Source organism: Microbispora catharanthi (assembly GCF_006334915.2).
GTDB classification, from domain to species: Bacteria; Actinomycetota; Actinomycetes; order Streptosporangiales; family Streptosporangiaceae; genus Microbispora; species Microbispora catharanthi.
In genome coordinates this window covers 407132-432923 of sequence record NZ_VDMA02000004.1, presented here as the reverse complement: position 1 = coordinate 432923, position 25792 = coordinate 407132, and the positions used below count along the sequence as shown (strand labels likewise).

The 25792-nt window shown below is 71.5% G+C and carries 26 protein-coding genes; 10 read left to right on the top strand and 16 right to left on the bottom strand.

The genetic code is table 11. The features are described from left to right. Nucleotides 1-49: 49 nt before the first annotated feature. The 11 genes from FH610_RS10275 to FH610_RS10225 form a co-directional block, all read right to left on the bottom strand. Nucleotides 50-940 (bottom strand): lysophospholipid acyltransferase family protein, encoded by an 891-nt coding sequence (locus FH610_RS10275; protein ID WP_139574055.1) that lies wholly within the window; start codon nt 938-940, stop codon nt 50-52. After that, nucleotides 940-2016, bottom strand: coding sequence for an NAD-dependent epimerase/dehydratase family protein (locus FH610_RS10270; RefSeq protein WP_420813670.1), 1077 nt, complete (start codon nt 2014-2016; stop codon nt 940-942). Before FH610_RS10270 ends, FH610_RS10275 begins: the two co-directional genes overlap by 1 nt. 41 nt (nt 2017-2057) lie before the next feature. Continuing rightward, nucleotides 2058-2156: a 30S ribosomal protein bS22 gene (locus FH610_RS10265; protein ID WP_018654693.1), complete on the bottom strand. Its 99-nt coding sequence runs from the start codon at nt 2154-2156 to the stop codon at nt 2058-2060. A 155-nt stretch (nt 2157-2311) separates the two neighbouring features. Continuing rightward, on the bottom strand, nt 2312-2515 hold the full coding sequence (locus FH610_RS10260; protein WP_030456159.1) for a helix-turn-helix domain-containing protein: 204 nt from the start codon (nt 2513-2515) through the stop codon (nt 2312-2314). Between the two features lie 312 nt (nt 2516-2827). After that, the gene (locus FH610_RS10255) at nt 2828-3604 is read right to left on the bottom strand and encodes a phosphatase (protein ID WP_139574054.1); all 777 of its coding nucleotides are present in this window, start codon (nt 3602-3604) and stop codon (nt 2828-2830) included. A gap of 42 nt (nt 3605-3646) precedes the next feature. Continuing rightward, nucleotides 3647-4810 (bottom strand): acetoin utilization protein AcuC, encoded by a 1164-nt coding sequence (locus tag FH610_RS10250; RefSeq protein ID WP_139574053.1) that lies wholly within the window; start codon nt 4808-4810, stop codon nt 3647-3649. A gap of 89 nt (nt 4811-4899) precedes the next feature. After that, nucleotides 4900-6084 carry an ABC transporter permease gene (locus FH610_RS10245; protein WP_139574052.1) on the bottom strand — a complete coding sequence of 395 codons (1185 nt, stop codon included), beginning with the start codon at nt 6082-6084 and terminating at the stop codon, nt 4900-4902. Next, a complete protein-coding gene (locus tag FH610_RS10240; protein WP_205825677.1) occupies nt 6081-6740 on the bottom strand; it encodes an ABC transporter ATP-binding protein in 660 nt (219 codons plus the stop codon). Before FH610_RS10240 ends, FH610_RS10245 begins: the two co-directional genes overlap by 4 nt. Before the next feature lie 80 nt (nt 6741-6820). Next, entirely contained in the window at nt 6821-8218 is a 1398-nt protein-coding gene (locus FH610_RS10235) for an efflux RND transporter periplasmic adaptor subunit (protein ID WP_139574050.1), read from the bottom strand. Nucleotides 8219-8345: 127 nt separating this feature from the next. Next, nucleotides 8346-9140, bottom strand: a complete 795-nt coding sequence (gene proC / locus FH610_RS10230) for a pyrroline-5-carboxylate reductase (protein WP_139574049.1) — start codon at nt 9138-9140, stop codon at nt 8346-8348. A 96-nt stretch (nt 9141-9236) separates the two neighbouring features. Beyond that, nucleotides 9237-10127, bottom strand: coding sequence for an NAD(P)H-binding protein (locus FH610_RS10225; protein WP_240808872.1), 891 nt, complete (start codon nt 10125-10127; stop codon nt 9237-9239). Between the two features lie 27 nt (nt 10128-10154). On the opposite strand from FH610_RS10225, the gene FH610_RS10220 reads away from it, so the two are divergent. After that, complete coding sequence (locus FH610_RS10220; protein ID WP_139574048.1) at nt 10155-11126, top strand: AraC family transcriptional regulator; 972 nt, start codon at nt 10155-10157, stop codon at nt 11124-11126. 40 nt (nt 11127-11166) lie between these two features. Here FH610_RS10220 and FH610_RS10215 read toward each other — a convergent pair whose 3' ends face one another. Further along, a complete protein-coding gene (locus FH610_RS10215; RefSeq protein WP_139574047.1) occupies nt 11167-11901 on the bottom strand; it encodes an ABC transporter permease in 735 nt (244 codons plus the stop codon). Then, on the bottom strand, nt 11898-12626 hold the full coding sequence (locus FH610_RS10210; protein WP_225898203.1) for an ABC transporter ATP-binding protein: 729 nt from the start codon (nt 12624-12626) through the stop codon (nt 11898-11900). The genes FH610_RS10215 and FH610_RS10210 overlap by 4 nt, the downstream gene beginning before the upstream one ends. A gap of 85 nt (nt 12627-12711) precedes the next feature. Here FH610_RS10210 and FH610_RS10205 point away from each other — a divergent pair, with 85 nt between their 5' ends. From FH610_RS10205 to FH610_RS10175, 7 genes are all read left to right on the top strand, one after another. Beyond that, nucleotides 12712-13170: an RAD23 family protein gene (locus FH610_RS10205; protein WP_139574046.1), complete on the top strand. Its 459-nt coding sequence runs from the start codon at nt 12712-12714 to the stop codon at nt 13168-13170. A 188-nt stretch (nt 13171-13358) separates the two neighbouring features. Next, the gene (gene dnaK, locus FH610_RS10200; RefSeq protein ID WP_139574045.1) at nt 13359-15224 is read left to right on the top strand and encodes a molecular chaperone DnaK; all 1866 of its coding nucleotides are present in this window, start codon (nt 13359-13361) and stop codon (nt 15222-15224) included. Next, a complete protein-coding gene (gene grpE, locus FH610_RS10195; protein ID WP_139574044.1) occupies nt 15221-15862 on the top strand; it encodes a nucleotide exchange factor GrpE in 642 nt (213 codons plus the stop codon). Before dnaK ends, grpE begins: the two co-directional genes overlap by 4 nt. 113 nt (nt 15863-15975) lie before the next feature. Then, the gene (gene dnaJ, locus FH610_RS10190) at nt 15976-17145 is read left to right on the top strand and encodes a molecular chaperone DnaJ (protein ID WP_139574043.1); all 1170 of its coding nucleotides are present in this window, start codon (nt 15976-15978) and stop codon (nt 17143-17145) included. A 4-nt stretch (nt 17146-17149) separates the two neighbouring features. Continuing rightward, entirely contained in the window at nt 17150-17497 is a 348-nt protein-coding gene (locus tag FH610_RS10185) for a heat shock protein transcriptional repressor HspR (RefSeq protein ID WP_139574042.1), read from the top strand. A 23-nt stretch (nt 17498-17520) separates the two neighbouring features. Beyond that, nucleotides 17521-20112, top strand: a complete 2592-nt coding sequence (gene clpB / locus FH610_RS10180) for an ATP-dependent chaperone ClpB (protein ID WP_139574041.1) — start codon at nt 17521-17523, stop codon at nt 20110-20112. A gap of 160 nt (nt 20113-20272) precedes the next feature. Beyond that, complete coding sequence (locus tag FH610_RS10175) at nt 20273-21670, top strand: hypothetical protein (RefSeq protein WP_139574040.1); 1398 nt, start codon at nt 20273-20275, stop codon at nt 21668-21670. 324 nt (nt 21671-21994) lie between these two features. Here FH610_RS10175 and FH610_RS10170 read toward each other — a convergent pair whose 3' ends face one another. Next, entirely contained in the window at nt 21995-22534 is a 540-nt protein-coding gene (locus tag FH610_RS10170) for a tetratricopeptide repeat protein (protein ID WP_205825663.1), read from the bottom strand. 163 nt (nt 22535-22697) lie between these two features. Here FH610_RS10170 and FH610_RS10165 point away from each other — a divergent pair, with 163 nt between their 5' ends. Next, entirely contained in the window at nt 22698-23096 is a 399-nt protein-coding gene (locus tag FH610_RS10165; RefSeq protein WP_139574039.1) for a hypothetical protein, read from the top strand. A 140-nt stretch (nt 23097-23236) separates the two neighbouring features. On the opposite strand, the gene FH610_RS10160 is transcribed toward FH610_RS10165, so the two are convergent. After that, on the bottom strand, nt 23237-23887 hold the full coding sequence (locus tag FH610_RS10160; protein WP_139574038.1) for a TetR/AcrR family transcriptional regulator: 651 nt from the start codon (nt 23885-23887) through the stop codon (nt 23237-23239). A gap of 200 nt (nt 23888-24087) precedes the next feature. Further along, nucleotides 24088-25176, bottom strand: a complete 1089-nt coding sequence (locus tag FH610_RS10155) for a CapA family protein (RefSeq protein WP_240808871.1) — start codon at nt 25174-25176, stop codon at nt 24088-24090. A gap of 118 nt (nt 25177-25294) precedes the next feature. Between FH610_RS10155 and FH610_RS10150 the strand changes: the two genes are divergently transcribed. Next, a complete protein-coding gene (locus FH610_RS10150) occupies nt 25295-25738 on the top strand; it encodes a Fur family transcriptional regulator (RefSeq protein WP_139574036.1) in 444 nt (147 codons plus the stop codon). The last annotated feature ends 54 nt before the right edge of the window (nt 25739-25792 follow it).

Here is a 25792-nt window from a genome sequence, read left to right as displayed (position 1 = left end):
AGGTCTCTTTGTTAGACTCCGAGCCCAATAAGTTGCGGGAAGCGTGCTGTCACAGCACGATCGGGGGAAACGCGGGGCCCCGGCGCAGCCGCAGCGCGTCGAGCTGCCGTTGCATCGTCTCCCGGACGTGGTCGGTCAGGTCGAAGACCAGCATGGGGTCGTCGGCCTCCTCCGGGGCGTACTCGTCGGTCCGGATCGGCTCGCCGAACTCGATCAGCCACTTGGACGGCAGCGGAAGCAGGCCGAGCGGCCCGAGCCAGGGGAACAGCGGCGTGATCGGCAGGTAGGGCAGGCCGAGCAGCCGGGCGAGCGCGGGAATGTCGCCGATCTTGGGGTAGATCTCCTCCGCCCCCACGATGGCGCACGGGACGATCGGCACGCCGGCTCTGATCGCCGACGCGACGAACCCGCCCCGGCCGAACCGCTGGAGCCGGTAACGCTCGGAGAAGGGCTTGCCGATGCCCTTGAAGCCCTCGGGGAAGACGCCGACGACCTCGCCCTTGCGCAGCAGCCGGTCGGCGTCCTCCGGGCAGGCGAGCGTGTGCCCGGACTTGCGGGCCAGGTGCCCGAGCACGGGAAGCTGATAGACCAGGTGGGCCCCGAGCAGGCGCAGCGGCCTGCCCAGCTCGTCGTGCACCGCGACCTGCAGCATGAGCGCGTCCACGGGCAGCGTGCCGGAGTGGTTGGCCACGATCAGCGCGCCCCTGTCGGCCGGCACATTGCCGAGCCCGAGGGCCTCGGCCCTGAACCAGTGCCGGTAGAGCGGGCGCAACGCCTCCAGCAGCACCTTCTCGTTGAGCTCGGGGTCGAAGCCGAACTCGTCGATCTCGTACTCGCCGGTGACCCTGCGCCGCAGGAACGCGAACAGCTCGGCGAGCCGCTCGTCGGCCGTGCTCCCCTCCGCGCTTTCGTGCGTACGCCGGCCCTGGAAGTCGTCCATCAACGTCCCGTTACGAAGTCGGCCAGCCAGTCCACCAGGGCGCGCGGCAGGTCGCCGGGACCGCCGCGCGACCTGAGGAAGTCGTCGAACGCCGCCGCCGTGCTGTACTTCGGCCGCCAGCCGAGCTCGGCGGCGAGCCTGGTGGTGTCCACCGCCCGGCCGTGGCTCATGAGCGCGAGCTGCTCGGGCGAGAAGTCCACCAGCCGCGCGCCCCGGGCGAGCCCGCTGACGAAGCGGAAGGCGGGGGACGGCATCGGGATCACCGGCCGGCCCGTGCGCCGCGCGCACTGCGACAGCAGCAGGACGCCGTCGCCCGCGACGTTGAACACGCCAGGGTGGTCGGCCCGCGCCGTACGGCACAGCACCTCGACGGCGTCGTCCTCGTGGACGAACTGCAGCCGGGGATCGAAGCCGAGCACGGTGGGCAGCACCGGCTGTGAGAAATAACTCGTCAGCGGCGAGTCGACGCGCGGCCCCATGAGGGTGGCGAACCGCAGCGTCGTCGTCGTCACGTCGGGCCGGCGCCGGGCGAAGCCCCGCACGTACGTCTCGACCTCGGTGGCGTCCCTGGCGTACCCGGAGTGCGACACCTCGACGGGCTCGGTGTCCTCCGTGAACACGGCGGGAGCGTGCGGCGAGGAGCCGTACACGGCCGTGGTGGACCGCACGACCACCCGGCGCACCGTGGCGGAGCGCTGACATGCCGCGAGCAGCTGCATCGTCCCGATGACGTTGTGCTCCTTCATGGCCGGCCGACCTCCGCCGGTGCCACTCACCCGGCCGCCGCCGGGGCCGCTGACCAGGCTGAGGTGCACGACGGTGTCGACGTCGGCGTCCCTGATGACCTTGATCAGGTCGGGACTGCGCAACGCGACCCGGACGAACTCGGTGCGGCCGAGCACCGCGCCGTCCTCCCCGGCAGGGGATGGCGGCGGCGCTGTGTCCACGCCGATGACCCGGTCGATCTCCGGGTCGGCCGCGAGCGCGATCGCCACACGAGCGCCGATGTGACCGGAGACACCGGTGACCAGCACAGTACGAGTCATCGACGCCTCGCCGGGGGTGTGCGTGTTCACGGTCGCCCGGTCCCTGAGGACCGGTGCGCGCTCCGTCTCGGCTACTTCTTGTTGCGCCGCTGGATGCGGGTCTTCTTCAGCAGCTTGCGGTGCTTCTTCTTGGCCATGCGCTTGCGGCGCTTCTTGATCACAGAGCCCACGGGACCCCCAGGTGAAGGTGTGACTGTCAGACCGGCGCGCGAGCGCACACCGGCTCAACAGACTACCGGCGATCCGTGGTAGATCGCTCCCCCGGGGGACCCCGCGTCGGCCGGGAGTCGGCCACGCCGCCGTCAAGCGTGGTCGCCTGCGTGGTTCACCCTGCTTCGATGAACGCGTCCCGCAAGTAGTCGTGGACCGCCTGCTCGGGCACTCTGAAGGACCGGCCGACACGGATGGCCGGTAACTCCCCGGAGTGCACGAGCCGGTACACGGTCATCTTGGACACCCGCATGACGGTCGCCACCTCGGCCACCGTCAAGAACTTCACCTCGCTGAGAGGTCTTTCGCCTGCACCCATCGGACGCCTCTTCCGCACGTGTTTCCGGGTTATCCCCACTGGTGCCATTGCTCACGCACGTGTACTGCCGTCAGCGTAAGTCCGGACTCCGAGTAGGCAAACCCCTCATTTCATCAGTCAACGGAGCCGTGAGCCGTCAAAATCGGGAAAGTCGCTGGCAGCAGCCGGGCCGTGCCCCTCGCCTCAATCTTGGAACGGACCAACTTCTCTCACATTAGAGTCGCCCAGGCACACAAAAAAGTTGGCAAACGGTCGACACACAGGCGCAAAAACGGGCGCGAAATGCCCGGTTTGGGAGGTCCGGAAGGGGAGTCAGAGACTGCGCGCGACCCGGGCGAGCAGGTACGCCGTCAACGGAGCGTAGAAGCGGGGAAGCACATTGTCATCCAGGGGAACGGTGACGGCGATCTTCCCCTCGGCCTCGCCCACGAACAGCGCGGGGTCGTTGCTGTCGGCGAAGCCCACGGTCTCGACCCCGGCCTCGCCCGCGGCCCCCGCCCAGCCGTGGTCGGCGATCACGAAGTCGGGCCGCTCCTCGGCGAGCATCGCCTCCATCGGCGCCGCCTCGTGGGTGTGCACGAACGTGCCCCGGTCCTCCAGCATCGCCACGCCGTCGAGGTAGCGGATCCGCCTGCGGCGGCCGAGACCGCCGACGTACGTCCACCCCTCGGCCGGGAAGAGCAGGGTCGCTCCGTTCTTCGCGAGGAACCGCGCCAGCGCGAGGTGGACGGTGAGCAGGCCGGTGGGGTGACCGGTGGCCAGCACGATCCGGGGCGCGCTGCGCCGCAGCACCTTGGCGATCCGCTCGCCCATCTCCTCGACGGCGTCGATGGTCCGCTCGGGGTCGATGGTGTCGGGGCCCTCGCGGTGGCCGGGATCGGCCGTCACCCCCGCCTTGTCGGCCATGAGCGCCAGCACCTCGCGGTAGGACCACTCGCCCTCGAAGGTGAGCCCGAAGAGGTAGTGCGGGTCGCGCAGCGCGAGCGACCGGTAGTGGTCGAGGTTGTTCTCGCGGCTGGTCGCCACGTCACCCGCGATGGCGGTCCGGACGAGGTGTTCGCGCAACTCGGCTCGGGTGGGAGGGGTCACGACAGGTACAGCGCTCCTCGGCTCGGCGTGATTCCGTACTGCTCAGGGCATGGGGTCCAGGCCGTGGAAGGGGAACACCGCCTTCCTGGTCGCGATGACGGCCCGGTCGACGGCGTCGGCTGGATCGTACCCTTCCGAGATGTCCCGCCATTGCGGGTGTCGCCCGTCGGTCATCGTCAGGGGTGGTATCTCCCCGGTGCGCTCCTCCACGTACGTCCGCCAGGTCGCGGGTGTGGCGGTCGACGGCTCGACGGGGCGCCCCAGCGTCTCGGCGATCAGATGCGTCCACGCCCGCGGCACGACCTGCACCAGTTCGTATCCCCCGCCGCCCACCGCGATCCACCGGCCGCCGGCGGTCTCGTGGGCCAGCCGGTGCAGCGCGGCGTAGGCCGTGCGCTGCCCGTCCAGGCTCAGCATGAGATGGGCCAGCGGGTCGAGGGCGTGGCTGTCGCAGCCCTGCTGGGTGACCAGGATCTGCGGCGCGAAGGCGCGCAGCAGCGGTGGGACCACCGCGTGGAAGGCGCGCAGCCACCCGGTGTCGCCGCATCCGGCCGGCAGCGCCACGTTGACCGCGGTGCCCTCCGCGCCCGTCTCCTGCGGGAAACCGGTGCCGGGGAACAGGGTGCGCGGGCTCTCGTGCAGGCTGATCGTGAGCACCCTCGGATCGTCGTAGAACGCCGCCTGCACGCCGTCGCCGTGGTGCACGTCCACGTCCACGTACGCGATCCTCGTCGCGCCCTGCGACAGCAGCCACGCGATGGCGACCGCCGGGTCGTTGTAGACGCAGAAGCCGCTGGCGGCGCCGGGCATGGCGTGGTGCAGCCCGCCCGCGACGTTGATCGCGTGCTCGGCCTCGCCCGTCCACACCGCCCTGGCTGCGGCCAGTGACGCGCCGGTGACCAGGGCGGACGCCTCGTGCACGCCCACGAAGGCGGGGTTGTCCTCGGTGCCGAGCCCGTAGCGTATGTCAGGGCGGCCGTCCTTGGAGACGTTCTTGACCGCCTCGATGTAGTCCCGGTTGTGCACCAGCGCGATCTCGTCCTCGGTGGCGGGGACGCAGCCGGTCATCTCGGCGCCGTCGAGCACGCCCAGGTCGCGGGCGAGCGCCATGGTGAGTTCCACGCGTACGGGCGCGAGCGGATGTCCGGGCCCGAAGTCGTACGAAACCAGAGCGTCGTCCCAGACGACCCGCACCGCCTGACTCATGCCGCGACGGTACCGCACGGGTCGTCACCGGCGTTCACCCGGGCGTCACACGCCCGATCAGTCCGTACCCCGTTCAGTCCGTACCCCTTTCAGTCCGTACGCAGCGCGACGACCGGGTCGAGCCTGGCCGCCCGCCGGGCGGGGGCGACGCCGAAGAAGACGCCGACGGCCGCGGAGACCCCGAAGGCGAGCACGATCGACCACCAGGTGATCGACGCGGGCACCGGCGAGACCGCCTGGATCAGCAGCGCCCCGCCGACTCCGGTGAGGATGCCGATCACACCGCCGATCGTGGTCAGCAGCACGGCCTCGATGAGGAACTGGCCGAGGATGTCGCGGCCCCGCGCGCCGAGTGCCTTGCGCAGGCCGATCTCCTTGGTGCGCTCCCTGACGCTGACCAGCATGATGTTGGACACCCCGACGCCGCCGACCAGCAGGGAGATCCCCGCGATGGCGGCCAGCACGCCGGTCAGCATGCCGAGGACCGTGCCGATCGTGCCGAGGAGCTGGGTCTGCGTGACGGCCGAGAACGTCTCGCCCGGGTAGCGGGCGTCCAGCGCGGCCACGACCCGCCGTCGCAGCGGTTCGATCTCGTCCGGGCCGGAGGCGCCGACGGCGATGCCGTTGATCCGCGGCAGCCCGATCAGCCGCTGGGCGGTGGTGACCGGCAGGTGCACCTCCTGGTCCCGCGCCACCCCGAACGTGGATCCGACGGTCTCGTAGACGCCGATCACCCGGAACCGCACCCCCGCGATCGTGACCTGGCGGCCGATCGGATCGACGTCCCCGAACAGCTTGGCCGCGACCTCCGAGCCGAGGATCACCACGCGCCGCCGCGTGTCCACGTCGGTCTCGGTGAGATAGCGGCCCCGGCGCAGCGGCCGGTCGAAGACGTGGGGCATGTTCTCGTCGGTCCCGGTGAGCGTGGCGAACACCTCCACGCGGCCCACCCGGACCGGCTCGCCGGAGTTCACCGCGACCGTCACCTTCGACGGGTCGCCGACCACGCGCCGCACGTACGCGACGTCCGCCAGGTCGAGGCGGCTCTGCGTGGGGGCCGCGCCCAGCCCCACCTGGCCGGGGACCACGAGGATGATGTTGCTGCCGAGCCCCGCGATCTCCTTTTCCACGGCGTTCTTGGCCCCGGTGCCGATGGCGACGAGGATCACGACCGAGAGCACGCCGATGATCACGCCGAGCATGGTCAGCATGCTGCGCAGCCGGTTGACCCGCAGCGCCTCCACCGCCATTCGCAGCGCCTCGGCGGTCCTCATGTGTCGCGCTCGATCCGGCCGTCGCGTACGCGGATCTGGCGGCGGGCCCGGGCGGCGACCTCGGCGTCGTGGGTGACGAGGACGACGGCGACGCCGCCCGCGTTGAGCCGTTCGAGCAGGCCCATCACCTCCTCGCCGTTGCGGGTGTCGAGGTTGCCGGTGGGCTCGTCGGCCAGCAGCACCCGAGGATCGCCCACCAGCGCCCGGGCGATCGCCACCCGCTGCTGCTCGCCGCCGGACATCTGGGACGGCCGGTGCGTGAGCCGGTGGCCGAGCCCGACCGCCTCCAGCGCCGCCCTGGCCCGCTCCCTGCGCTCGGCGCGGGACACGCCCCGGTAGACCAGCGGCAGCGCCACGTTGTCGAGCGCGGACGTGCGGGCCAGCAGATGGAAGGACTGGAACACGAAGCCGATCGTGCGGTTGCGCAGATCGGCCAGTCCGGCGTCGTCGAGCGTCGCCACGTCCACCCCGTTCACCCGCAGCGTGCCGGAGGTCGGCCGGTCGAGGCAGCCGAGCAGGTGCATCAGCGTGGACTTGCCCGAGCCGGACGGGCCCACGATCGCCGCGAACTCCCCCTGCCCGATGCGCAGGCTCACCCCGCGCAGCGCGTCGACCAGCACCCCGCCGTCCAGGCGGTAGGAGCGGGTGAGGCTGATCGCCTCGAACGCCGGGACGGGTGCGCCGGTCGCCCCCGGCGTCGCCGCTGTGGCGGGCCCGCCGGCACGCTCGTCGCGGCTCACGACAGCGACTGGCCGGGGCGTACGGCGTCGGCGCCCTTGACGACCACCCGCTCACCGGGGGACACCCCGCTGAGGATCTCCACGACCGCGTCGCCCTGCGCGCCCAGCCGGACGACCCGCCGCTCGGCCCTGCCGCCGCGCACCGCCCACACGATCGTCTCCCGGCCGCTCGTCACGATCGCCGACGCGGGCACGGCGGTGGCGTTCTCCGACCGGCGTACGGCCAGCCGCACCACGGCGCTCATCCCCGGCTTGGGCGCGGGGGCCGCACTCCCGTCGTCATAGGCGCCCCGGCCCAGGCGCAGCCGCACGGGATAGCTGACCCCGCCGGTCGCGCCCTCCTTGGGGGTGACCCCCACGCCCGTCACGCTGCCGGTGTACGTCGCGCCGGTCACCGCGTCGAACTCGACCTCGGCCGATGTGCCCCTGCGCACCAGCAGCACATCGGTCTCGTCCACGTCGGCGGACAACGTGAGCACCGACACGTCGGTCACCGTGACGATCGGATCCCCTGCGGCCACCGGGACCCCGGTGGCGATCGTCCCGCCGGAACGGCCCGCGGGAGCGGCCGCCGCGGCTCCCGCCTGACTCGCCAGCCCCGCCGGCAGCTGCGAGACCAGCGCGCCGAGGCCGGCCGCGCCCGCCGCCGGGGACGCGCCGCCGAGCGTGACCACGCCGCCGAACGGCGCCCTGACGACCAGGGCGTCCACGGTCTGCTCGGCCGCGTGCACGGCCGCCCTGGACTGCGACCTCGACGCGGCCCGCAGGGACGCCATGGACGCGCTCAGCCCGCTCATCCCCGCGCTCACCTGGCCGCTCACCTGCGACAGCGTCTGGTCGAGCGAGCGGGTCAGCCCGTCGAGCACCTCGCCGAGCGCCCGCCGCTGGGCCCGCTGACGCTTGTCCGCGGCGTCGATGGCGGCCAGCAGCCGCGCCCTGGCCGCATGGTCGCCGATCGACCTGGCCGCCTTCCTGGCCTGGGCGAACGACCGGGCGACGTGCGCGTCGAGCGAGCTCGGCAGCCGCGGGCGCGGCAGCCGTACGCTCACCGGGGCGCCGCCCGCGCCGCCGAAGGAGACCGGACGGGCGGCCTGCCTGTCGGCCTTCCGTGCGGCAGAAAGCTGCTGCCTGGCCTGGGGAGAGCTGATCCTGGCGAGGATCTGGCCCTTCTTCACCGTGTCGCCGTCCTGGACGTACAGGCGGGCGACCGTGCCGGAGGCGGGGGCGGTCAGGGTCGCCGTCGCACGCGCGCCCACCGTCGCCGGGGCCTCGACGACCTCGCTGACGGTGGTTCTGGTGACCACGGCCACCGGCGCTCTTTGTGGTTCTGAGGACGTGCACCCGGCGGCGAGCAGGACGGCGAGCAGCGGGACGACCCCGCGACGAGACGTCACCCGCCAATCGTAAAGCGATGGTCATCCGCCGTCCCGGGAATGCGGTCGGCACAGGGAATACCGGTCAGCACAGGGCATCAGCGCGGCAACCGGGGCACTGTCCGCGAACCGGGGTGAGCGTCTTGTGTCAGCCGGCGGCGAGACGGCGGCTGCGCTCGCAGGCCGCCTCGATGGCGTCGAGGAACGCGGCCCGCACCTTGTGGCGCTCCAGCTCGGCGATGGCGGAGATCGTGGTGCCTCCCGGCGAGGTCACGGCCTCGCGCAGGATCACCGGGTGCTCCCCGGAGTCGCGCAGCATGATCGCGGCGCCGACGATCGACTGGGTGACCATGTCGAGGGCGGCGGCGCGCGGCATGCCCAGCAGGATCCCGGCGTCGACCATGGCCTCGACCAGGTAGAAGAAGTACGCCGGGCCGCTGCCGGACAGGGCGGTGGCGGCGTCCTGCTGCGACTCGGGGATGCGCAGCACCTTGCCCACCGGGTTGAGCAGTTCCTCGGTGCGCTTGAGGTGCTCCTCGGAGGCGTGCGCCCCGGCCGAGATGACGCTCATGGCCTCGTCCACCAGGACGGGCGTGTTGGACATGACCCGGACGACCGCCACGCCGTCCCCGAGCCTCGCCTCCACGAACGCGGTCGTGATGCCGGCCGCCACCGAGATCACCAGCCGGTCGGCGGCCACATGCGGGGAGATCTCGGTCAGCAGCGCGCCCATGTCCTGCGGCTTGACCGCGAGGATCAGGGTGTCGGCCAGCTTGGCGGCCTCGGCGTTGCTCGCGACCCGCACGCCGTACCGCTCGCGCAGCGCCTCGGCCCGCTCGGGCCTGCGGGCCGTCGCCACGATCTCGTCCGGCCGCAGACCGGCGCGTACCAGCCCGGAGAGCAGGGCCTCGCCCATCTTTCCGGTCCCGAGAATCGCGATCATTCCTGCACCTCTTCTGGGCTTGGCCGGGATCTCCCCGCAGCTTACCGACCCTGCCGGACGGAGCCGAACGCGCTGCCCACGCGTCGGCGGAAAGGGTCAGTTCCAGTGTCCTGCGGCGGCGGCCTCGGCGACGTAGTCCTCGAACCTCCTGGGCGGCCGGCCGAGGGCGTGTTCCACGCCGTCGGAGGGCGCGGCGCCCCGCCCGTCGCGGATGTTCACGAGGAGGCCGGTGAGCAGCCGCGCGACGTCGGACGGAACGCCGTTCGCGACCTGGCGCTCCACGAAGACCTCGGGATCGACGTCGACGTGCCGGATCGTACGCCCCGTGGCCCTGCCGATGAGGTCGGCCGCCTCTCCGAAGGCGATGGCCCGCGGGCCGGTCAGATAGTAGATCCGGCCGCTGTGGCGCTCGTCCGTCAGCGCCGCCGCCGCGACCTCGGCGATGTCCTCGGCGTCGACGAAGGGGGTGCGTCCGTCGCCGGTGGGCAGGGCCAGGGTTCCGGCGAGGATCCCCTGCCGCCAGAAGGCCTCGCTGAAGTTCTGCGAGAACCAGTCGGGTCGCAGGAGGGTCCAGCCGACGCCCGACTCGCGCACGGCCTGCTCCGCGGACTTCAGAGGGTGATCGTCACCGGCCTCGCCCACGCCGTGGGCGGACAGCAGCACCAGCCGCCGCGCGCCCGCGGCCACCGCCTCGGCCACGAGAGCGGGGACGCGCGCCCGGCGGTCCAGGCCCGGCCGCAGGTCGGGCTCGACGATGTAGACGGCGGCGGCCCCGTCGAGCGCGCGAGCCCAGGTCTCCGGTCTGCCCAGATCGAAGGCGACGTCCCCGCCGGTGCGGGACGCCGCGCTCACCGGCATGCCGGCGGCCTTCAGGTGCCGGACGACGCGGCGACCCGTTTTGCCGGTGCCGCCGAGAACGAGAATCTTCTCCATGCCCTCCAGGAAACCGGGGGAAGCGCAGACGATCCATGGGAGAACGTCGTCCATCCATTTGTGATCGTCTACCGTCACGGCATGGACGTGCTGAGCGATCTGCTCCACCGGGCTCACGCCAGGAACGCTCTGGTCAGGCAGTTGATCCAGCGGCCACCGTGGGCGCTGGCCTTCACCGGTGCCCCTCCTCTCACCGTCGTGGCCGCGCTCGGCGGCCACGCGTCGGTCCGGCTCGACGACGCCGGTGTCGCCCCGGCGCGCCTGGCGCCCGGTGACATCGCCCTCATCGGCGGCGCACACGCGCACACGATCGCCGACAGTCCGGCCACCCCGCCGCAGGCCGTGATCCACGGGGACAGGAAACACGTCGTCGGCGGAGGCGAGGGGGCGGCCGGGGTCGGGGCGGCCGGGGTGGGGGCGGCCGTGCAGCGGAGTCTGGGCCCGCGCACCTACGGCGACGGCCTGCCCGGGGCCACGATCATGCTCAGGGGCGCCTGCGAACTGCGCGGCGAGGCCGGCGTCCGGCTGCTGCGCATGCTGCCGCCGCTGGCGGTCGTGCCGGCCGGGCCGCGCACCCGGGCGGCCCTGGATCTGCTCGCCACCGAGGTCGCCCACGACGAACCGGGCCAGGACGCCGTCCTCCACCGGCTGCTCGACCTCGTGCTCGTGCTGGCGTTGCGGGCCTGGTGCGCCGGACCGGAGGCTCCGCTCCCCTCCTGGCACCGGGCGCTGGCCGATCCCGCCGTCGGCGAGGCGCTGCGCCTGTTGCACGGCCGTCCCGCTCATCGGTGGACGGTCGCCGAGCTGGCCGCCGGGGTCGGCATGTCCCGCGCCGCTTTCGCCGCGCGCTTCATGGGCATGGTGGGCGAGCCCCCGCTCACCTACCTCACCGGCTGGCGGATGACCCTGGGAGCCGATCTGCTCGGCGACACCGATGCCACCGTCGCCGCCGTGGCCCGCGAGGTCGGCTACGCGGACGCGTTCGCCTTCAGCGTGGCGTTCAAGCGCGCCCACGGGGTCAGTCCCTCGGCCTGGCGCCGCCGAACGCGCTGAGCCCCTGCCCACGGCGTACGGCGGCACTCAGAGGGTTCACTCAGGAGGTTCGGCGACGCAGCGTGGCGGCGCCGAGCAGAAGGGCCAGCACGGCCGACCCCGCCACCACGACGACGTCGCGCCAGAACTCGCCGCCCGGGTCGGCGTCCGCGACCGCGTGCGCCATCGCCTCGATCGCGTACGACATGGGCAGCACGTCCGAGATCCATTCCAGCACGGTCGCCATCTGCCCACGCGGCACGAGGATCCCGCCGAGAAGGATCTGGGGGATCATCACGAGCGGCATGAACTGCACGGCCTGGAACTCCGTACGGGCGAACGCGCTGCACAGCAGGCCGAGCGCGGTGCCGAGCAGGGCGTTGAGCAGGGCGACGAGCACCAGCGGCCACAGCGGGCCCGGCAGGTCCAGGCCCAGCCAGGTGAGGGAGACGGCCAGCGCCAGCGCCACCTGGGCACACGCCGCCAGCCCGAACGCGAGGCCATACCCGAGGAGGAGGTCGAGCCGGCCGAGCGGCATCGCCATGAGCCGCTCCAGCGTGCCCGACGTGCGCTCGCGCAGGGTCGCGATCGAGGTGATGAGGAACATCACCAGAAAGGGGAAGACGCACAGCAGGATCGGCGCCCAGCGGCCGAACGACCGCTCGTCGTCCATCACGTAATAGAGCAGGATCATCACCAGCGTCGGCACCAGGACCATCAGCGCGACCGTCCGCCGGTCGTGGCGGAGCTGGGTCATGATCCGCCTCGCGGTGGCGAGGGTGATCGCGAAACTCATGCCGCCGCCCTCTCCTCGATCAGGCGCAGGAACGCCTCCTCCAGGTCGGTCGTGCCCGTGTGCGCGCGCAGGGCGCCGGGGGTGTCGTCGGTGAGGATCTCCCCCTGGCGCAGCACGATCAGCCGCTCGCACCGCGCGGCCTCGTCCATGACGTGACTGGAGACCAGGATCGTGGTGCCGCCCTCGGCCAGGCGGTGGAAGAGCGTCCACAGCTCCTGCCGCAGCACGGGGTCGAGCCCAACCGTCGGCTCGTCCAGCACGAGCAGTTCCGGACGGCCGAGCAGGGCCACGGCGAGCCCTGCGCGGCCCAGCTGGCCACCGGAGAGCGTGGACCCGAGCTGGTGGGCGGCGCCGGCGAGCCCCACCTCCGCCAGCACCCGCTCGGGGTCGTCCTTCGGCGCGCCGAGCACGGCGGCGAAGTAGCGCAGGTTCTCCAGCACGGTCAGGTCCCGGTAGACCGCCGGGCTCTGTGTCGAGTAGCCGATCCTGCGGCGCAGGCCCGCACTCCCGGCCGGCTCGCCGAGCACCCTCACCTCGCCGCCGGACACGATCTGGACGCCCACGATCGCCCGCATGAGCGTCGTCTTGCCGCAGCCACTCGGCCCGAGCAGGCCGGTGACCTGCCCTCGCGGCACCTCGAAGGTGAGGCCGTGCAGGACCTCCGCCCCGCCCCTGGCCACCCGCAGATCCCGTACGGCGATCGCGGGATCCGATAAATTCATCATGCGTTGAAATTAGAGCCTCGACGGGGGTGCGTCAACGCGCAGCCCGCCAGTCGAACCGGGGGCTCTTCACAGCCGTGTAAGGGGCATGAGAAAGCTCTGGCTCGTGGCCCTCCTCTTCCTGGCGGTCGCCTGCGGAGGGACCTCCTCCACCTCGGCATCACCCGAGCAGCCCGAGGGCTCCCCCTCCGGCGCCGGGGCCGATCACAGCTCACCCGCACCGGCCTCGCCGGCCGGCACGGCACCGTCTCCCGTGACCCCGGCCGGCCCCACCCTGAACCCGCGCAAGGTGCCGTGGGAGAGCGCCACCCCCACGGAGGACGGCAGGGCCCTCGACGTCGCGTGGTGGTCCGGAGTGGAGCCCTGCAACGTGCTCGACCGCGTCGAGGTGACCGAGACCGCGCGCGAGGTCACCGTCACCCTGTACGAGGGGCAGGACCGGCGCTCGCCCGACGCCGTCTGCATCGCGATTGCGATCATGAAGACCACGAAGGTGCGGCTCAAGGCCCCCCTCGACGAGCGGAAGGTCGTGGACGGCGCGAAGTAGACGACGCCCCCGTCCGGAGGCCCAGCCCCGGACGAGGCAGACAGGACAGTTCACACAGGTTCGCGATGAAGGGATGAAATCCGCGCGCTCCAGGGTTGAGCCCCATAGACTCAAGCTGTTTGACAGACCCCTCAGCGGGGCTAGTATTTGAGTCTGACCGACTCAACTTTGACTACAAGGACGTACTCATGGCACGTGCGGTAGGTATCGACCTGGGGACGACCAACTCCGTCGTCTCGATCCTCGAGGGCGGCGAGCCCACGGTCATCGCGAACGCCCAGGGCTCGCGGACCACGCCGTCCGTGGTCGCGTTCGCGAAGAACGGCGAGGTTCTCGTCGGCGAGGTCGCCAAGCGGCAGGCGGTGACCAACGTCGACAGGACCATCCGCTCGGTCAAGCGCCACATGGGCACGAACTGGTCGATCGAGATCGACGGCAAGAAGTTCACGCCCCAGCAGATCAGCGCGTTCGTCCTGCAGAAGCTCAAGCAGGACGCGGAGGCGTACCTGGGCGAGAAGATCACCGACGCGGTGATCACCGTCCCGGCGTACTTCAACGACGCCCAGCGGCAGGCCACCAAGGAGGCCGGCCAGATCGCGGGCCTCAACGTGCTGCGCATCATCAACGAGCCCACCTCCGCCGCCCTGGCCTACGGCCTCGACAAGGAGAAGGACCAGACCATCCTGGTCTTCGACCTCGGCGGCGGCACCTTCGACGTGTCCCTGCTCGACGTCGGCCAGGAGGACGGGCACGGGTTCGTCGAGGTCAAGGCCACCAGCGGTGACAACCACCTCGGCGGCGACGACTGGGACCAGCGGGTCGTCGACGAGCTGGTGACGCGCTTCAAGAACGCGCACGGCGTGGACCTGTCCAAGGACAAGATGGCCCTCCAGCGCCTGCGCGAGGCGGCCGAGAAGGCCAAGATCGAGCTGTCGGCCCAGACCGAGACCACGATCAACCTGCCCTACATCACCGCCTCCTCCGAGGGCCCGCTGCACCTGGAGGAGAAGCTGACCCGGGCGGAGTTCCAGCGGATCACCGCCGACCTGCTCGAGCGCTGCAAGGGCCCCTTCCACCAGGTCATCAAGGACGCGGGGATCAAGATCTCCGACATCGCCCACGTGGTCATGGTCGGCGGCTCCACCCGCATGCCGGCCGTGTCCGACCTCGTGAAGGAGCTGACCGGCGGCAAGGAGCCCAACAAGGGCGTGAACCCGGACGAGGTCGTCGCCATCGGCGCCGCGCTCCAGGCCGGCGTCCTCAAGGGCGAGGTCAAGGACGTCCTGCTGCTCGACGTCACCCCGCTCAGCCTGGGCATCGAGACCAAGGGCGGGATCTTCACCAAGATCATCGAGCGCAACACGACGATCCCGACCAAGCGCTCGGAGGTCTTCACCACGGCCGAGGACAACCAGCCGTCGGTGCAGATCCAGGTCTACCAGGGCGAGCGCGAGATCGCGGCGTACAACAAGAAGCTGGCCACCTTCGAGCTGACCGGCATCGCCCCGGCCCCGCGCGGCATCCCGCAGATCGAGGTCACCTTCGACATCGACGCCAACGGCATCGTGAACGTCTCGGCGAAGGACCTCGGCACGGGCAAGGAGCAGTCGATGACCATCACCGGCGGCTCGGCCCTGGGCAAGGAGGACATCGAGCGCATGATGCGCGAGGCGGAGTCCTACGCCGAGGACGACAAGCGGCGCCGCGAGGAGGCCGAGGTCCGCAACAACGCGGACGCGCTGGCCTACCAGACGGAGAAGTTCCTCCGCGAGAACGACGAGAAGGTCCCGGCCGACGTGAAGACCGAGGTCAACGACTCGCTCGCCGAGCTGAAGAAGGCGCTGGAGGGCACCGACATCCCCGCCATCCGCACCGCCGCGGAAACGCTCGCCACGGTCAGCCAGAAGATGGGCTCGGCCATCTACGCCCAGTCGCAGGCCGGCGCCGAGGGCGCCGCACCCGGCGCGGACGCGGAGGGCGCCCAGGCGAAGGCCGACGAGGACGTGGTCGAGGCTGAGATCGTCGACGACGAGCGGGAGGGCGGCCGCAAGTGAGCCCGCGTGAGAACGGCTCCGAGGAGGAGCCGGTGATCCGCGACAACCGCAAGATCGACCCGGAGACCGGCAAGGCCCGCGAGTCCGCCGAGGACGCGCCCGAGGGCGCCCTCGGAGACCAGGGCACGCAGACGGCGGCGGCGCCCGCCGAGGGGTCCGCGACGGACCTGCTCGCCGAGCGCACCGCCGATCTGCAGCGGCTCCAAGCGGAGTTCAGCAACTACCGCAAGCGGGTCGAGCGCGACCGGATCGCCGTCAGGGAGCAGGCCGTCGCGAGCGTGCTCACCGAGCTGCTGCCCGTGCTCGACGACATCGGCCGCGCCCGCGACCACGGCGAGCTCACCGGCGGCTTCGCGAAGGTGAGCGAGTCGCTGGAGGCGGCCGTCGGCAAGCTGGGCCTGACCGCGTACGGCACGAAGGGCGACCTCTTCGACCCGACCGTGCACGAGGCCCTGCTGCACAGCTACTCGGCGGAGGTGACCGAGCCGACGTGCGTCGAGATCCTCCAGCCGGGTTACCGGATCAACGAGCGGATCCTGCGCGCCGCCCGCGTGGCCGTCGCCGAGCCGAGCGAGGAGGCGGCGCCGGAGGAGACGGCGACCGGCTCCGGCGAGTCCGGCGGACCGGACGACAACTGAAACCGCGGAGGTCTCTCCCGATCGGCGAAGATCGGGAGAGGCCCGCGAGGGCACCCGCGACGCCAGCCGCGGGAACACTGAATCACTCCCCTTTCGTGCGAAGGAAGCAATAGATGAGCACCAAGGACTACTTGGAAAAGGACTACTACGCCGTCCTTGGTGTGCCCAAGACCGCGAGCGCCGAGGAGATCAAGAAGGCGTACCGCAAGCTCGCCCGCCAGTACCACCCCGACGCCAACCCGGGGAACAAGGAGACCGAGGAGAAGTTCAAGGAGGTCTCCGAGGCGTACGACGTGCTCTCCGACGTCAAGCGGCGCAAGGAGTACGACGAGGCGCGCACGCTCTTCGGGTCGGGGCTCGGCGGCTACGCGGGCGCGGGCGGGACCCGGGCCGGCGGCGGCTTCAACTTCGACCTCGGCGACCTGTTCGGCGGCTCGGGGTCGGGCGAGCGGATCGGGGACCTGTTCGGGGGATTGTTCAACCGGGGCGGAGCGGGCACGCGCACGACGACTGCCCGGCCACGGCGCGGCCAGGACGTCGAGTCGGAGGTGACGCTCGCCTTCGGCGAGGCGGTCGACGGCACCACCGTGTCCCTCCGGCTCACCAGTTCGGCCGCCTGCACCGCCTGCGGCGGCACGGGGGCGAAGGCGGGCACCACCCCACGGGTCTGCCCGACCTGCGAGGGAACCGGGGCGGCCAGCCGCAACCTCGGCAACTTCGCCTTTTCCGAGCCGTGCCGCGACTGCCGCGGCCGGGGCCTGGTGGTCGACGACCCCTGCCCCGTCTGCGAGGGCAGCGGGCGCGGCAAGAGCACCCGTACGATCCAGGCCCGCATCCCGGCCGGGGTCGGCGACGGCCAGCGCATCAGGATCAAGGGCAAGGGCGCGCCCGGTGAGAACGGCGGCCCGGCCGGCGACCTCTACGTGCTGGTCCACGTCAAGCCGCACCCCGTGTTCGGGCGCAGCGGGGAGAACCTGACCGTCACGGTCCCCGTCACCTTCCCCGAGGCCGCGCTCGGCGCCGAGATCAAGGTGCCGACGCTCCGGGGGATGCCGGTGACCCTGCGCATCCCGGAGGGAACGCCCAACGGGCGGACGTTCCGGGTGCGCGGCCGGGGGGCCTCCCGCAAGGACGGCACGAAGGGCGACCTGCTGGTCACCGTCCAGGTCACGGTGCCCCAGAACCTCGACGACAAGGCCCGCGCGGCCCTCGAGGAGTTCAGGAACGCCACCGAGGGCCAGGACCTTCGCGAAGAGCTGATCAAGCAGGCCAGAAGCGAGTGAGCCGATGGATGCCAGTTTTTTCGACATCTCCGACGACACCCCCGTCTATGTGATCTCCGTAGCCGCCCAGCTGTCCGGGCTGCACCCGCAGACGCTCCGCCAGTACGACCGGCTCGGGCTCGTCAGCCCCGGCCGTACGGCGGGGCGGGGGCGGCTGTACTCGACCAGGGACATCGTGCTTCTGCGCGAGGTCCAGCGGCTCTCCCAGGAGCACGGCATCAACCTCGCCGGCATCAAGCGCATCCTCGAACTCGAAACCGAGAACATGCGCATGCGCGAGGAGGTCACCCGGCTCAGGGGTGAGCTCACGATGTTGCGGGCACTGGTCCGCTACGAACTGCCACCTGCCTGATCGGCGAAACGAGGCATTCACATATGGACTACAAGTTCACCCAGAAGAGCCAGGAGGCCCTGTCCGCGGCCGTCCGGCGCGCCGCGGCCGACGGCAACCCCGAGGTCGCGCCCGCGCACCTGCTGACGACCCTGCTGGGGCAGAACGGCGGCATCGCCGGGTCGCTGCTGCAGGCCGTCGGCGCGGACCCCCGGCAGCTGCGCGCCCAGGCCGAGGAACTGCTCGACCGGCTGCCGAAGGCGCAGGGCTCCACCGTGAGCGCGCCGTCCAGCTCCCGCCAGCTGCTGACCGTGCTCAACACCGCGGCGCAGCGGGCCAAGCAGCTCGAGGACGAGTACGTCTCGACCGAGCACCTGCTCGTCGGGCTCGCCACCGACGGCGGGCAGGTCGCCGACCTGCTGAAGGCCGCGGGCGCCACCCCGAGCGCGCTGCTCGAGGCGTTCGAGAAGGTCCGCGGGCACGCCAGGGTGACCAGCGAGACGCCCGAGGACACCTACCAGGCGCTGGAGAAGTACGGCGTCGACCTCACCGAGGCGGCGAGGGCGGGCAAGCTCGACCCGGTGATCGGCCGTGACGGCGAGATCCGCCGGGTCGTCCAGGTGCTGTCGCGCCGCACCAAGAACAACCCCGTGCTGATCGGCGAGCCCGGCGTCGGCAAGACCGCCGTGGTCGAGGGTCTCGCCCAGCGGATCGTGGCGGGCGACGTGCCCGAGAGCCTGCGCAACAAGCGCCTGGTCGCGCTCGACCTCGGCGCGATGGTCGCGGGCGCGAAATACCGCGGCGAGTTCGAGGAGCGCCTCAAGGCCGTGCTCACCGAGATCAAGGAGAGCAACGGCCAGATCGTGACGTTCATCGACGAGCTGCACACGATGGTCGGCGCGGGCGCGGCCGAGGGCGCGATGGACGCGGGCAACATGCTCAAGCCCATGCTGGCCCGCGGCGAGCTGCGCATGATCGGCGCCACCACGCTCGACGAGTACCGCGAGCGCATCGAGAAGGACCCGGCCCTGGAGCGGCGGTTCCAGCAGGTCTACGTCGGCGAGCCCACCGTCGAGGACACGATCGCGATCCTGCGCGGGCTCAAGGGCCGATACGAGGCCCACCACCAGGTGCAGATCTCCGACAGCGCCCTGGTCGCCGCCGCGACGCTCTCCGACCGCTACATCACGGCGCGCTTCCTTCCCGACAAGGCGATCGACCTGGTGGACGAGTCGATGTCGCGGCTGCGCATGGAGATCGACTCGCGGCCGGTGGAGATCGACCAGCTCCAGCGGAGCGTGGACCGCCTGAAGATGGAGGAGCTCGCGCTCGCCAAGGAGACCGACGAGGCCAGCCGGCAGCGCCTGGAGAAGCTCCGCGAGGAGCTGGCCAACCGCCAGGAGGACCTCAACGCCCTGGTCAGCCGGTGGGAGCGGGAGAAGGCCGGCCTCAACAAGGTCGGTGAGCTGAAAAAGCAGCTCGACGAGGCGCGCGGCGCGGCCGAGCGGGCCCAGCGCGACGGCGACTTCGAGGCCGCGTCGCGGCTCATGTACGGCGACGTCCCCCGCCTGGAGAAGGAGCTCGACGAGGCCACCAAGGCCGCCGAGACCGCGGAGGCCGAGGCCGAGCCGATGGTGAAGGAGGAGGTCGGCCCGGACGACATCGCCGAGGTCATCTCCTCGTGGACCGGCATCCCCGCCGGGCGGCTGCTGGAGGGCGAGACCGCCAAGCTGCTGCGGATGGAGGACGAGCTGGGCGAGCGCCTGATCGGCCAGCGCCAGGCCGTCCAGGCCGTCTCCGACGCCGTACGGCGTGCCCGGGCCGGCATCGCCGACCCCGATCGGCCGACCGGCTCGTTCCTCTTCCTCGGCCCGACCGGTGTCGGCAAGACCGAGCTGGCAAAGGCGCTCGCCGAGTTCCTGTTCGACGACGAGCGGGCCATGACCCGCATCGACATGAGCGAGTACGGGGAGAAGCACAGCGTGGCCCGTCTGGTCGGCGCGCCGCCCGGCTACGTCGGCTACGAGGAGGGCGGCCAGCTCACCGAGGCCGTGCGGCGCAGGCCGTACACCGTGGTGCTGCTCGACGAGATCGAGAAGGCCCATCCCGAGGTCTTCGACATCCTGCTGCAGGTGCTCGACGACGGCCGGCTCACCGACGGGCAGGGCCGCACGGTCGACTTCCGCAACACGATCCTGATCCTCACCTCGAACATCGGCTCGCAGTTCCTCGTGGACCCCACGATGGAGAGCGAGGCCAAGCGCGACGCGGTGATGAACGCGGTGCGGGCGTCGTTCAAGCCCGAGTTCCTCAACCGGCTCGACGACATCATCGTGTTCGACGCGCTGGGCACCGAGGAGCTGTCGCAGATCGTGGACCTGCAGGTCGCCCGGCTCGCGCGGCGCCTGTCGGACCGGCGGCTGAAGCTGACCGTCACGCCCGCCGCCCGCGACTGGCTCGCGCTGACCGGCTACGACCCGCTGTACGGCGCGCGCCCGCTGCGCCGCCTGATCCAGTCGGCCATCGGCGACAAGCTCGCCAAGGAGCTGCTGTCGGGGGCCATCAGGGACGGCGACGAGGTAATCGTGGACTTTGACGAGGCAGGTGACACGCTGACGATTCAGCCCGCTCGGTAAGGTCTTCCCCACCATTGGGGCAAGCGCGCCCCGCTCTTTCCCCTCGCTGCTACGTTCGGCGTTCGTCGGACTACCGTACGCGATCAGGGGGACGTGGATGTCCAGGACATCACGAAGTATTCGAGGGCGGTGCGTTGCGCTTGCGGCGGTCACTGCCGGAGTGAGCTGGCTGACCGGGGGCCCGGCGATGGCGGAGGACGGCGCGCTCGCCGACGCCTGCCGGGCCCAAAGCCACGACATCACCGGCCGCGACGTCACCGGCCATGACGCCACCGGCCGCGACCTCACGGGAGGACTGACCACCCTTCCGGCGGCGGGCGTGCTGAGCATCGCCGACGCGGCCGGAGCGGCCGCCGGGCAGGGGCGCAACTCGCTTCCCACCGGCACTGCCACGGTCGCCCGGACCGTCCCGGGGCCCGCGGCGCTGCCGGCCGTCCCAGGCCCCCGTACGCTGCCGGGCACGATGCCCGGCGCGGCAACCGGCGCGGCACCCGGCACGGCCAAGGCCGCCCCCGCCGTTCCCGGCGGCACGACGGCACTGCCCGCACCGGCGGGCGCGAAGACGCTTCCCGCCGACGCGACGACCCTCTCGGCGCCCGCGAAGGCGGTCTCCGCCCCGGTGCACAACGCCGTGGCGGGCGCCACGGCCGTCTCCGAACCGCGCCGCGCGCCCGCCGTTCCCGTGGCGGACGCCAAGACCCTGTTCCCGGCCAGGAGCACCGTGCCCCTCCTCGCCGCCGCACCCGCCAAGCCCAGCGCCGCGAACGCCTGCACGCCCCAGGCGCTGCGGACCGCACCGGCCGCCCAGGAGCGGGAGCACCCCGTCGCGCAGGGGCATCAGAAGAAGAGCCACCGGCATCCCAAACCGCAGGACGAGCAGGCGGGCTCGGCGTCCCGGGGCGACTCCGCCCAGGGCTCGGTGCCGCAGAAGCCGGGCGCGCAGAAGCCGGAGGCGCAGAAGCCCGGCGCGCAGAAGCCGGAGGCGCAGAAGCCCGGCGCGCAGAAGCCGGAGGCGCGGAACCAGGGCACACAGGATGCTTTCGCGCCCCAGGGCGAGTCCCACAGCACCAGTTCGCAAAGCGGTGCGTCGGGCCAGAAGCAGAGCACGCAGACCTTCCCCGTGAAGGACCGCCGCCACCGCAAGGCGCACCACCCCCACAAGCAGTCCGGGGTCGTGGCGCCCGCCCAGGCCGCCGACCAGAGTGCCAAGCAGAGTGCCAAGCAGAGTGCCGACCAGGCGGCCCCGCAGGCGGGTCAGGCCGGCCGGCCCATGACCGGCACGCGCAACGCCTCCCTCCCGGAGGGTGAGCGCAAGAAGGGGGCCAAGGACAAGCGTCAGCGGAACGACGACGCGCGCGGGCGCGGGGCCGCCGCAGCCGTGCAGCCCGACGCCGCGGACGGCCGGCACGTGCCGCGGCTGCGGCCGCGCGAGTACCCCAAGGCGGTCTCGCGCCAGCAGAACGGTGACATCACCGCCCCGGCCGCCCTCACCAAGGCGACGGGCACGCGCGCGGTGACCGATTTCGCCACCGCGACCGGCAAGAAACTCCTGCCGTAACCCTCCGTCCGCCGTACGACGCGCAAGGACGGCGCCCTCGCGGCCGACGGCCCGGGTTCGGCGACCGGGCCGCACGAGGAGGGAGTCCGCCGGGCGGGGAGAGAGGCGAGCACCGGCCGGGACGGCCTGCACGGGCCGGCCCGGGTGATCGGCGTCGCCCCGGCTCCCCCGCGGCTTCCATCCGGTCTCGTCCGCCGGAACACGGAAGACAGCGAAACCGAAGACGACGTGACCAAGGGGCCGTGATCCACGGCCCCTTTTTCCATGTCCTCACGCCACCTGACCGGGTGAGACCCTCAGCCGTATCCGGGGTGCTGAGAGGACTCAGCGGGAAACGTCGAGGAGGGCGTCGAGGTCGTCCTCCGGCAGGCCGAGATCGACCCTGATGCGGTAGCGAGTGCGCAGCAGCGAGTCGCGGATGCCCGACCCCGTCGTGCCGCAGGCGCGGATGCCGTCGGTGGCCCACTCGTGCGCCGCGTCGAGGTCGCCGTACGCCACGAGCGTCTCGGCGACGGTCAGCGCGGTGGCCGGGTTCCAGTCCCCTGACCTGATCGCGGCGATCACCGCCCTGGCCTCCTCGGGCCGGTCGAGTTCGAACAGCGTGTCGGCGATGCCCGCACGCGGGTCCACCGGCACCTCCCCGCCGTCCTCCAGAGCGCTCTGATAACGGTCGAGGGCGGTCGCGGGCTGACCGGCCTGGCGCCACTCCTCCGCGGCGAGCACGAGGATCGCCGCCCTGGATATCTCTCCCGACTCGTACCCCTGGGCCAGCACGTCGAGGCGGCGGGCGAGGGCACCGTGGTCATCGAGCAGCAGGGCCTGTTCGAGCAGTCGGTCCACCTGCTCATTTGTCACATGTGCCACAGAGCCGAGGCTACCGATCCCTGCCTGTTTTCGCAGGACAACACCAGGCATTGCCGAAGCAACAGTTAGTACACGTTTGGCTACTATGCGCTTTTCTCGGCAGATAGTCGGGCATATCGCAGCATGCCTGTGCCAATCAAAGCTCGGCGAGGAGCGTTACAGCATGTCCAAGCGGGTGATACTGACTCTCGCCTCCACAACAGTGCTCGCCGCCGTGGTTCCGGGGTTCGCCGGCTTCGTCACGGCCCAGTACGAGGCGCTCGACCAGGCCCGCGCCGAGCTGGCCCGGCTGCAGGCCAAGCTGCAGATGATGGAGCTGAGGGTCGAGCCGGCGGCGAGTCTGCGATGCCGCGCCGGCGCGACCGGGAAGAGACAGCCGAGCCTGACGGACGAGGACGACACGCGGGAGCTGACGATACCGCCGCGCACCCGCACCAGGTCCTGGCAGAACACCGCCTACGTCCAGGGCACCGCCACACCGGGGCTGTGGCCCTCGATCGGCGTCCCCCGCGCCGTACCCGGCCCGCAGGCGCCGGGCGATCCCCGCCGCCCGCACGAGTGAGCCGCCCCGCGGATAAGCCCGCACGGACAAGCCCGCACGAACACCGCCACCCGCCGCGAGCCGCTCCGCCCGCCTCAGGCGGGGGCGGGTGCCTACCCGCCTGCCGGAACGGAACACCCACGCCACGTGGGCGCGCGTCGTCACCCGCGTCGCGAGACGGCGGAGGCGAGCTGGCGGGACAGATATCCGCGGACGAGCTGTTTGGCTTCGGCCACGATTCCGGGGTCGCCGTTCGGGTCGTGCCGGAAGGCGAGCTTCAGCACCGCGTCCCCGGCCTCGACGGCGACGAGAATGGCACGATCCAAATCCTCGCTGTCCGCCAGCCCGAATTCGGCGAACAGCAGCGCGCGCAGCCGTCCGGCGATCACGGTGTTGTTGTCGGCCACGGAGTCGAGGAGGTCGAGATCGAAGACCTCGCCGAAGTGCAGCGAGCGGAACCCGGGCACACTGCGGTGCATCTCGACGTACTCGTCGATGATGGCGTCGACGGCGTCCCACCAGCCGGCGTAGTCCTCGACCATGAAGCGACGCCCGACCCGCGCGACGAACAACTCGACGTTGCGCCGCGTCAGGGCCTGGCTGAGCGCCCGTTTGTCCGGGAAGAACTGGTAGACCGAGCCGATCGCCACCCCGGCCCGCTCGGCCACGCGGGTGGTCGTCAGCGCGTCGTACCCTCCCTCGTCGAGCAGCTCGGCGCAGGCGTCGAGCATCCGCTCCACTCTGCGGGCGCTGCGACGCTGCGAAGGACGCCGTCGCAGCGGCTCATCGGGATGCGGCGAGCGCGGCGACATTCCCTCACCACCCCCACGGACCCATTTCTCGGCGGCGGCACAGGTCTCTACGGCAGCACAGTGCTCGACGGCGACAGCGGGGCCGCCTGCTTCCCTCACGTACCGGCTGGACACCCACCCATCTTGCCTGTTTCACGCGCCGTGGTCAGCGCTTATCGACCAGTCGTCTGATTTGCGGCAAGAATCCCCTCGCACTGCCGTCAGGAGTCGGCGGGTGCGGCCGACAGGCCGGTGCAGCCGCGCAGCGCGCGGTACGCGCCGAGCGCCTGCTGCTTGGCGCCGCCCGTCACGGGAATCGGCACGCCGCCGTTGATCCGGGCGGGGGTCCACTGGTCCTTGAGCACCTTCCTGCCGTTGATCGTCAGGGTGAGCACACCGGTCGTCCCGGTGTCCGGGCCCCAGTTGTAGAAGGCGAAGTTGCCCAGGCCGTACTGGACGTACGCCTGGCCGGAGTAACCGCCGCCCAGCAGGATGTGCGCGTGGCTGCCCACGATCACGTCGGCGCCCGCGGCCGCGAGCTTGTCCGCCAGGCTCCGCTGCACCGGCGTCGGGCACTTGACCAGCTCGGTGCCCCAGTGCAGGAACACGATGACGGTGTCGGAGTTCTTGCGGGCCTGCCGCACGGCACGCAGGAGCCGGGGCTCGTTCTTCGCCGAGGCGAGCCCGCCCTTGTCCCCGGAGGCGGTCCACGCCTGGATGAACTGCTCGTCGAGCACCTGGGTCGCGCCGATGATCGACACCCGGTTGCCGTTGACCGTCCGGCGATAGGGCCGGTATGCCTCGGTCTCGTTCGCGCCGATGCCGATGACGGGGAACTTCGAGGACCTGATCGCGGCGAGCGTGTCCCGCAGGCCGCTCTCCATGTAGTCCATGCCGTGGTTGTTGGCCATCGTGACGACGTCCACCCCGGCGGCCTTGAGCGCGGCGAACGCCGTGGCCGGGGCGCGGAAGGTGAACTGCTTGCCCGGCGCGGGCGTACCGGCGGTGGTGATGGCCGTCTCGAGGTTGAGCGCGGTGAGGTTGGATTTGCGCAGCACGGCGGCGATCGGGCCGAGCGCCGTACGGGGGTCGGCGTTGAGCCGGTTGCGCAGGACGCCCTCGAAGTGCACGTCGCCCGCGAAGGAGATCGTGAAGGGCCGCCGCTGCGGCTTGGGAGACGGCGTCGCGGTCTTGACCTCCGGTTGCGACGCACCGGGGACGGGCTCGCTCTCCGCCGGGCTGCACCCCGCGACGAGAAGGGGAGCCGCGAGGAGGGCGAACAGGGACAGGGCGAGGGGCTGACGTCTCACGGCACCCGAGCATGCCATCTTCCGCCGACATCCGGGGAGCCCGCGGGAGATCCTGGGGCAAATAACTGGGAGAGTTCCTTTACTTGAACCGTTCAAGTTTGCTGCTAACGTGGGGGCTGTGGACGACGCCGGGCGCCTTCGCCAGGCCGGACTGAGGGTGACCGCGGCCCGGCTGGCGATCATGCAGACCGTGAGCGGAGGCGACCACCTCGACGTGGAAGCCATCCATCGCGGTGTGTGCGAACGCGTCGGCCAGGTGTCCCTGCAAGCCGTCTACGACTCGCTGAACGCGTTGCAGCGCGGCGGACTGCTCCGCCGCATCGAGCCCGCGGGCAGCCCGACGCGGTACGAGACGCGGGTGGGCGACAACCACCACCACCTCGTCTGCCGCAGTTGCGGAAGAGTCACGGACGTCGACTGCGCGGTGGGGCACGCGCCCTGCCTGGAGCCGGCGTCGGACGCCGGCTACCTGGTGGACGAGGCGGACGTCATCTACTGGGGCCTGTGCCCCCCGTGCCGGGCCGAGGCCGGCAGCGCCCAGCCCGACTCCGCCCACGTCTGAGTCTCGCGTCCCTGCTTTCCGCTGCTTTCCGCACGCAGGTTCCATGAAGTGACC

Bases quoted from the DNA above. Each gene is read 5' to 3' on its own strand.
- FH610_RS10160 (WP_139574038.1), bottom strand. From the start codon at position 23,887: ATGTCGCCGCGCTCGCCGCATCCCGATGAGCCGCTGCGACGGCGTCCT.
- clpB (WP_139574041.1), top strand. From the start codon at position 17,521: ATGGACTACAAGTTCACCCAGAAGAGCCAGGAGGCCCTGTCCGCGGCC.
- FH610_RS10165 (WP_139574039.1), top strand. From the start codon at position 22,698: ATGTCCAAGCGGGTGATACTGACTCTCGCCTCCACAACAGTGCTCGCC.
- FH610_RS10185 (WP_139574042.1), top strand. From the start codon at position 17,150: ATGGATGCCAGTTTTTTCGACATCTCCGACGACACCCCCGTCTATGTG.
- dnaJ (WP_139574043.1), top strand. From the start codon at position 15,976: ATGAGCACCAAGGACTACTTGGAAAAGGACTACTACGCCGTCCTTGGT.
- FH610_RS10275 (WP_139574055.1), bottom strand. From the start codon at position 940: ATGGACGACTTCCAGGGCCGGCGTACGCACGAAAGCGCGGAGGGGAGC.
- FH610_RS10245 (WP_139574052.1), bottom strand. From the start codon at position 6,084: ATGAGGACCGCCGAGGCGCTGCGAATGGCGGTGGAGGCGCTGCGGGTC.
- FH610_RS10210 (WP_225898203.1), bottom strand. From the start codon at position 12,626: ATGATGAATTTATCGGATCCCGCGATCGCCGTACGGGATCTGCGGGTG.
- FH610_RS10250 (WP_139574053.1), bottom strand. From the start codon at position 4,810: ATGAGTCAGGCGGTGCGGGTCGTCTGGGACGACGCTCTGGTTTCGTAC.
- FH610_RS10225 (WP_240808872.1), bottom strand. From the start codon at position 10,127: ATGGACGACGTTCTCCCATGGATCGTCTGCGCTTCCCCCGGTTTCCTG.
- FH610_RS10205 (WP_139574046.1), top strand. From the start codon at position 12,712: ATGAGAAAGCTCTGGCTCGTGGCCCTCCTCTTCCTGGCGGTCGCCTGC.
- dnaK (WP_139574045.1), top strand. From the start codon at position 13,359: ATGGCACGTGCGGTAGGTATCGACCTGGGGACGACCAACTCCGTCGTC.
- FH610_RS10220 (WP_139574048.1), top strand. From the start codon at position 10,155: ATGGACGTGCTGAGCGATCTGCTCCACCGGGCTCACGCCAGGAACGCT.
- FH610_RS10215 (WP_139574047.1), bottom strand. From the start codon at position 11,901: ATGAGTTTCGCGATCACCCTCGCCACCGCGAGGCGGATCATGACCCAG.
- FH610_RS10260 (WP_030456159.1), bottom strand. From the start codon at position 2,515: ATGGGTGCAGGCGAAAGACCTCTCAGCGAGGTGAAGTTCTTGACGGTG.
- proC (WP_139574049.1), bottom strand. From the start codon at position 9,140: ATGATCGCGATTCTCGGGACCGGAAAGATGGGCGAGGCCCTGCTCTCC.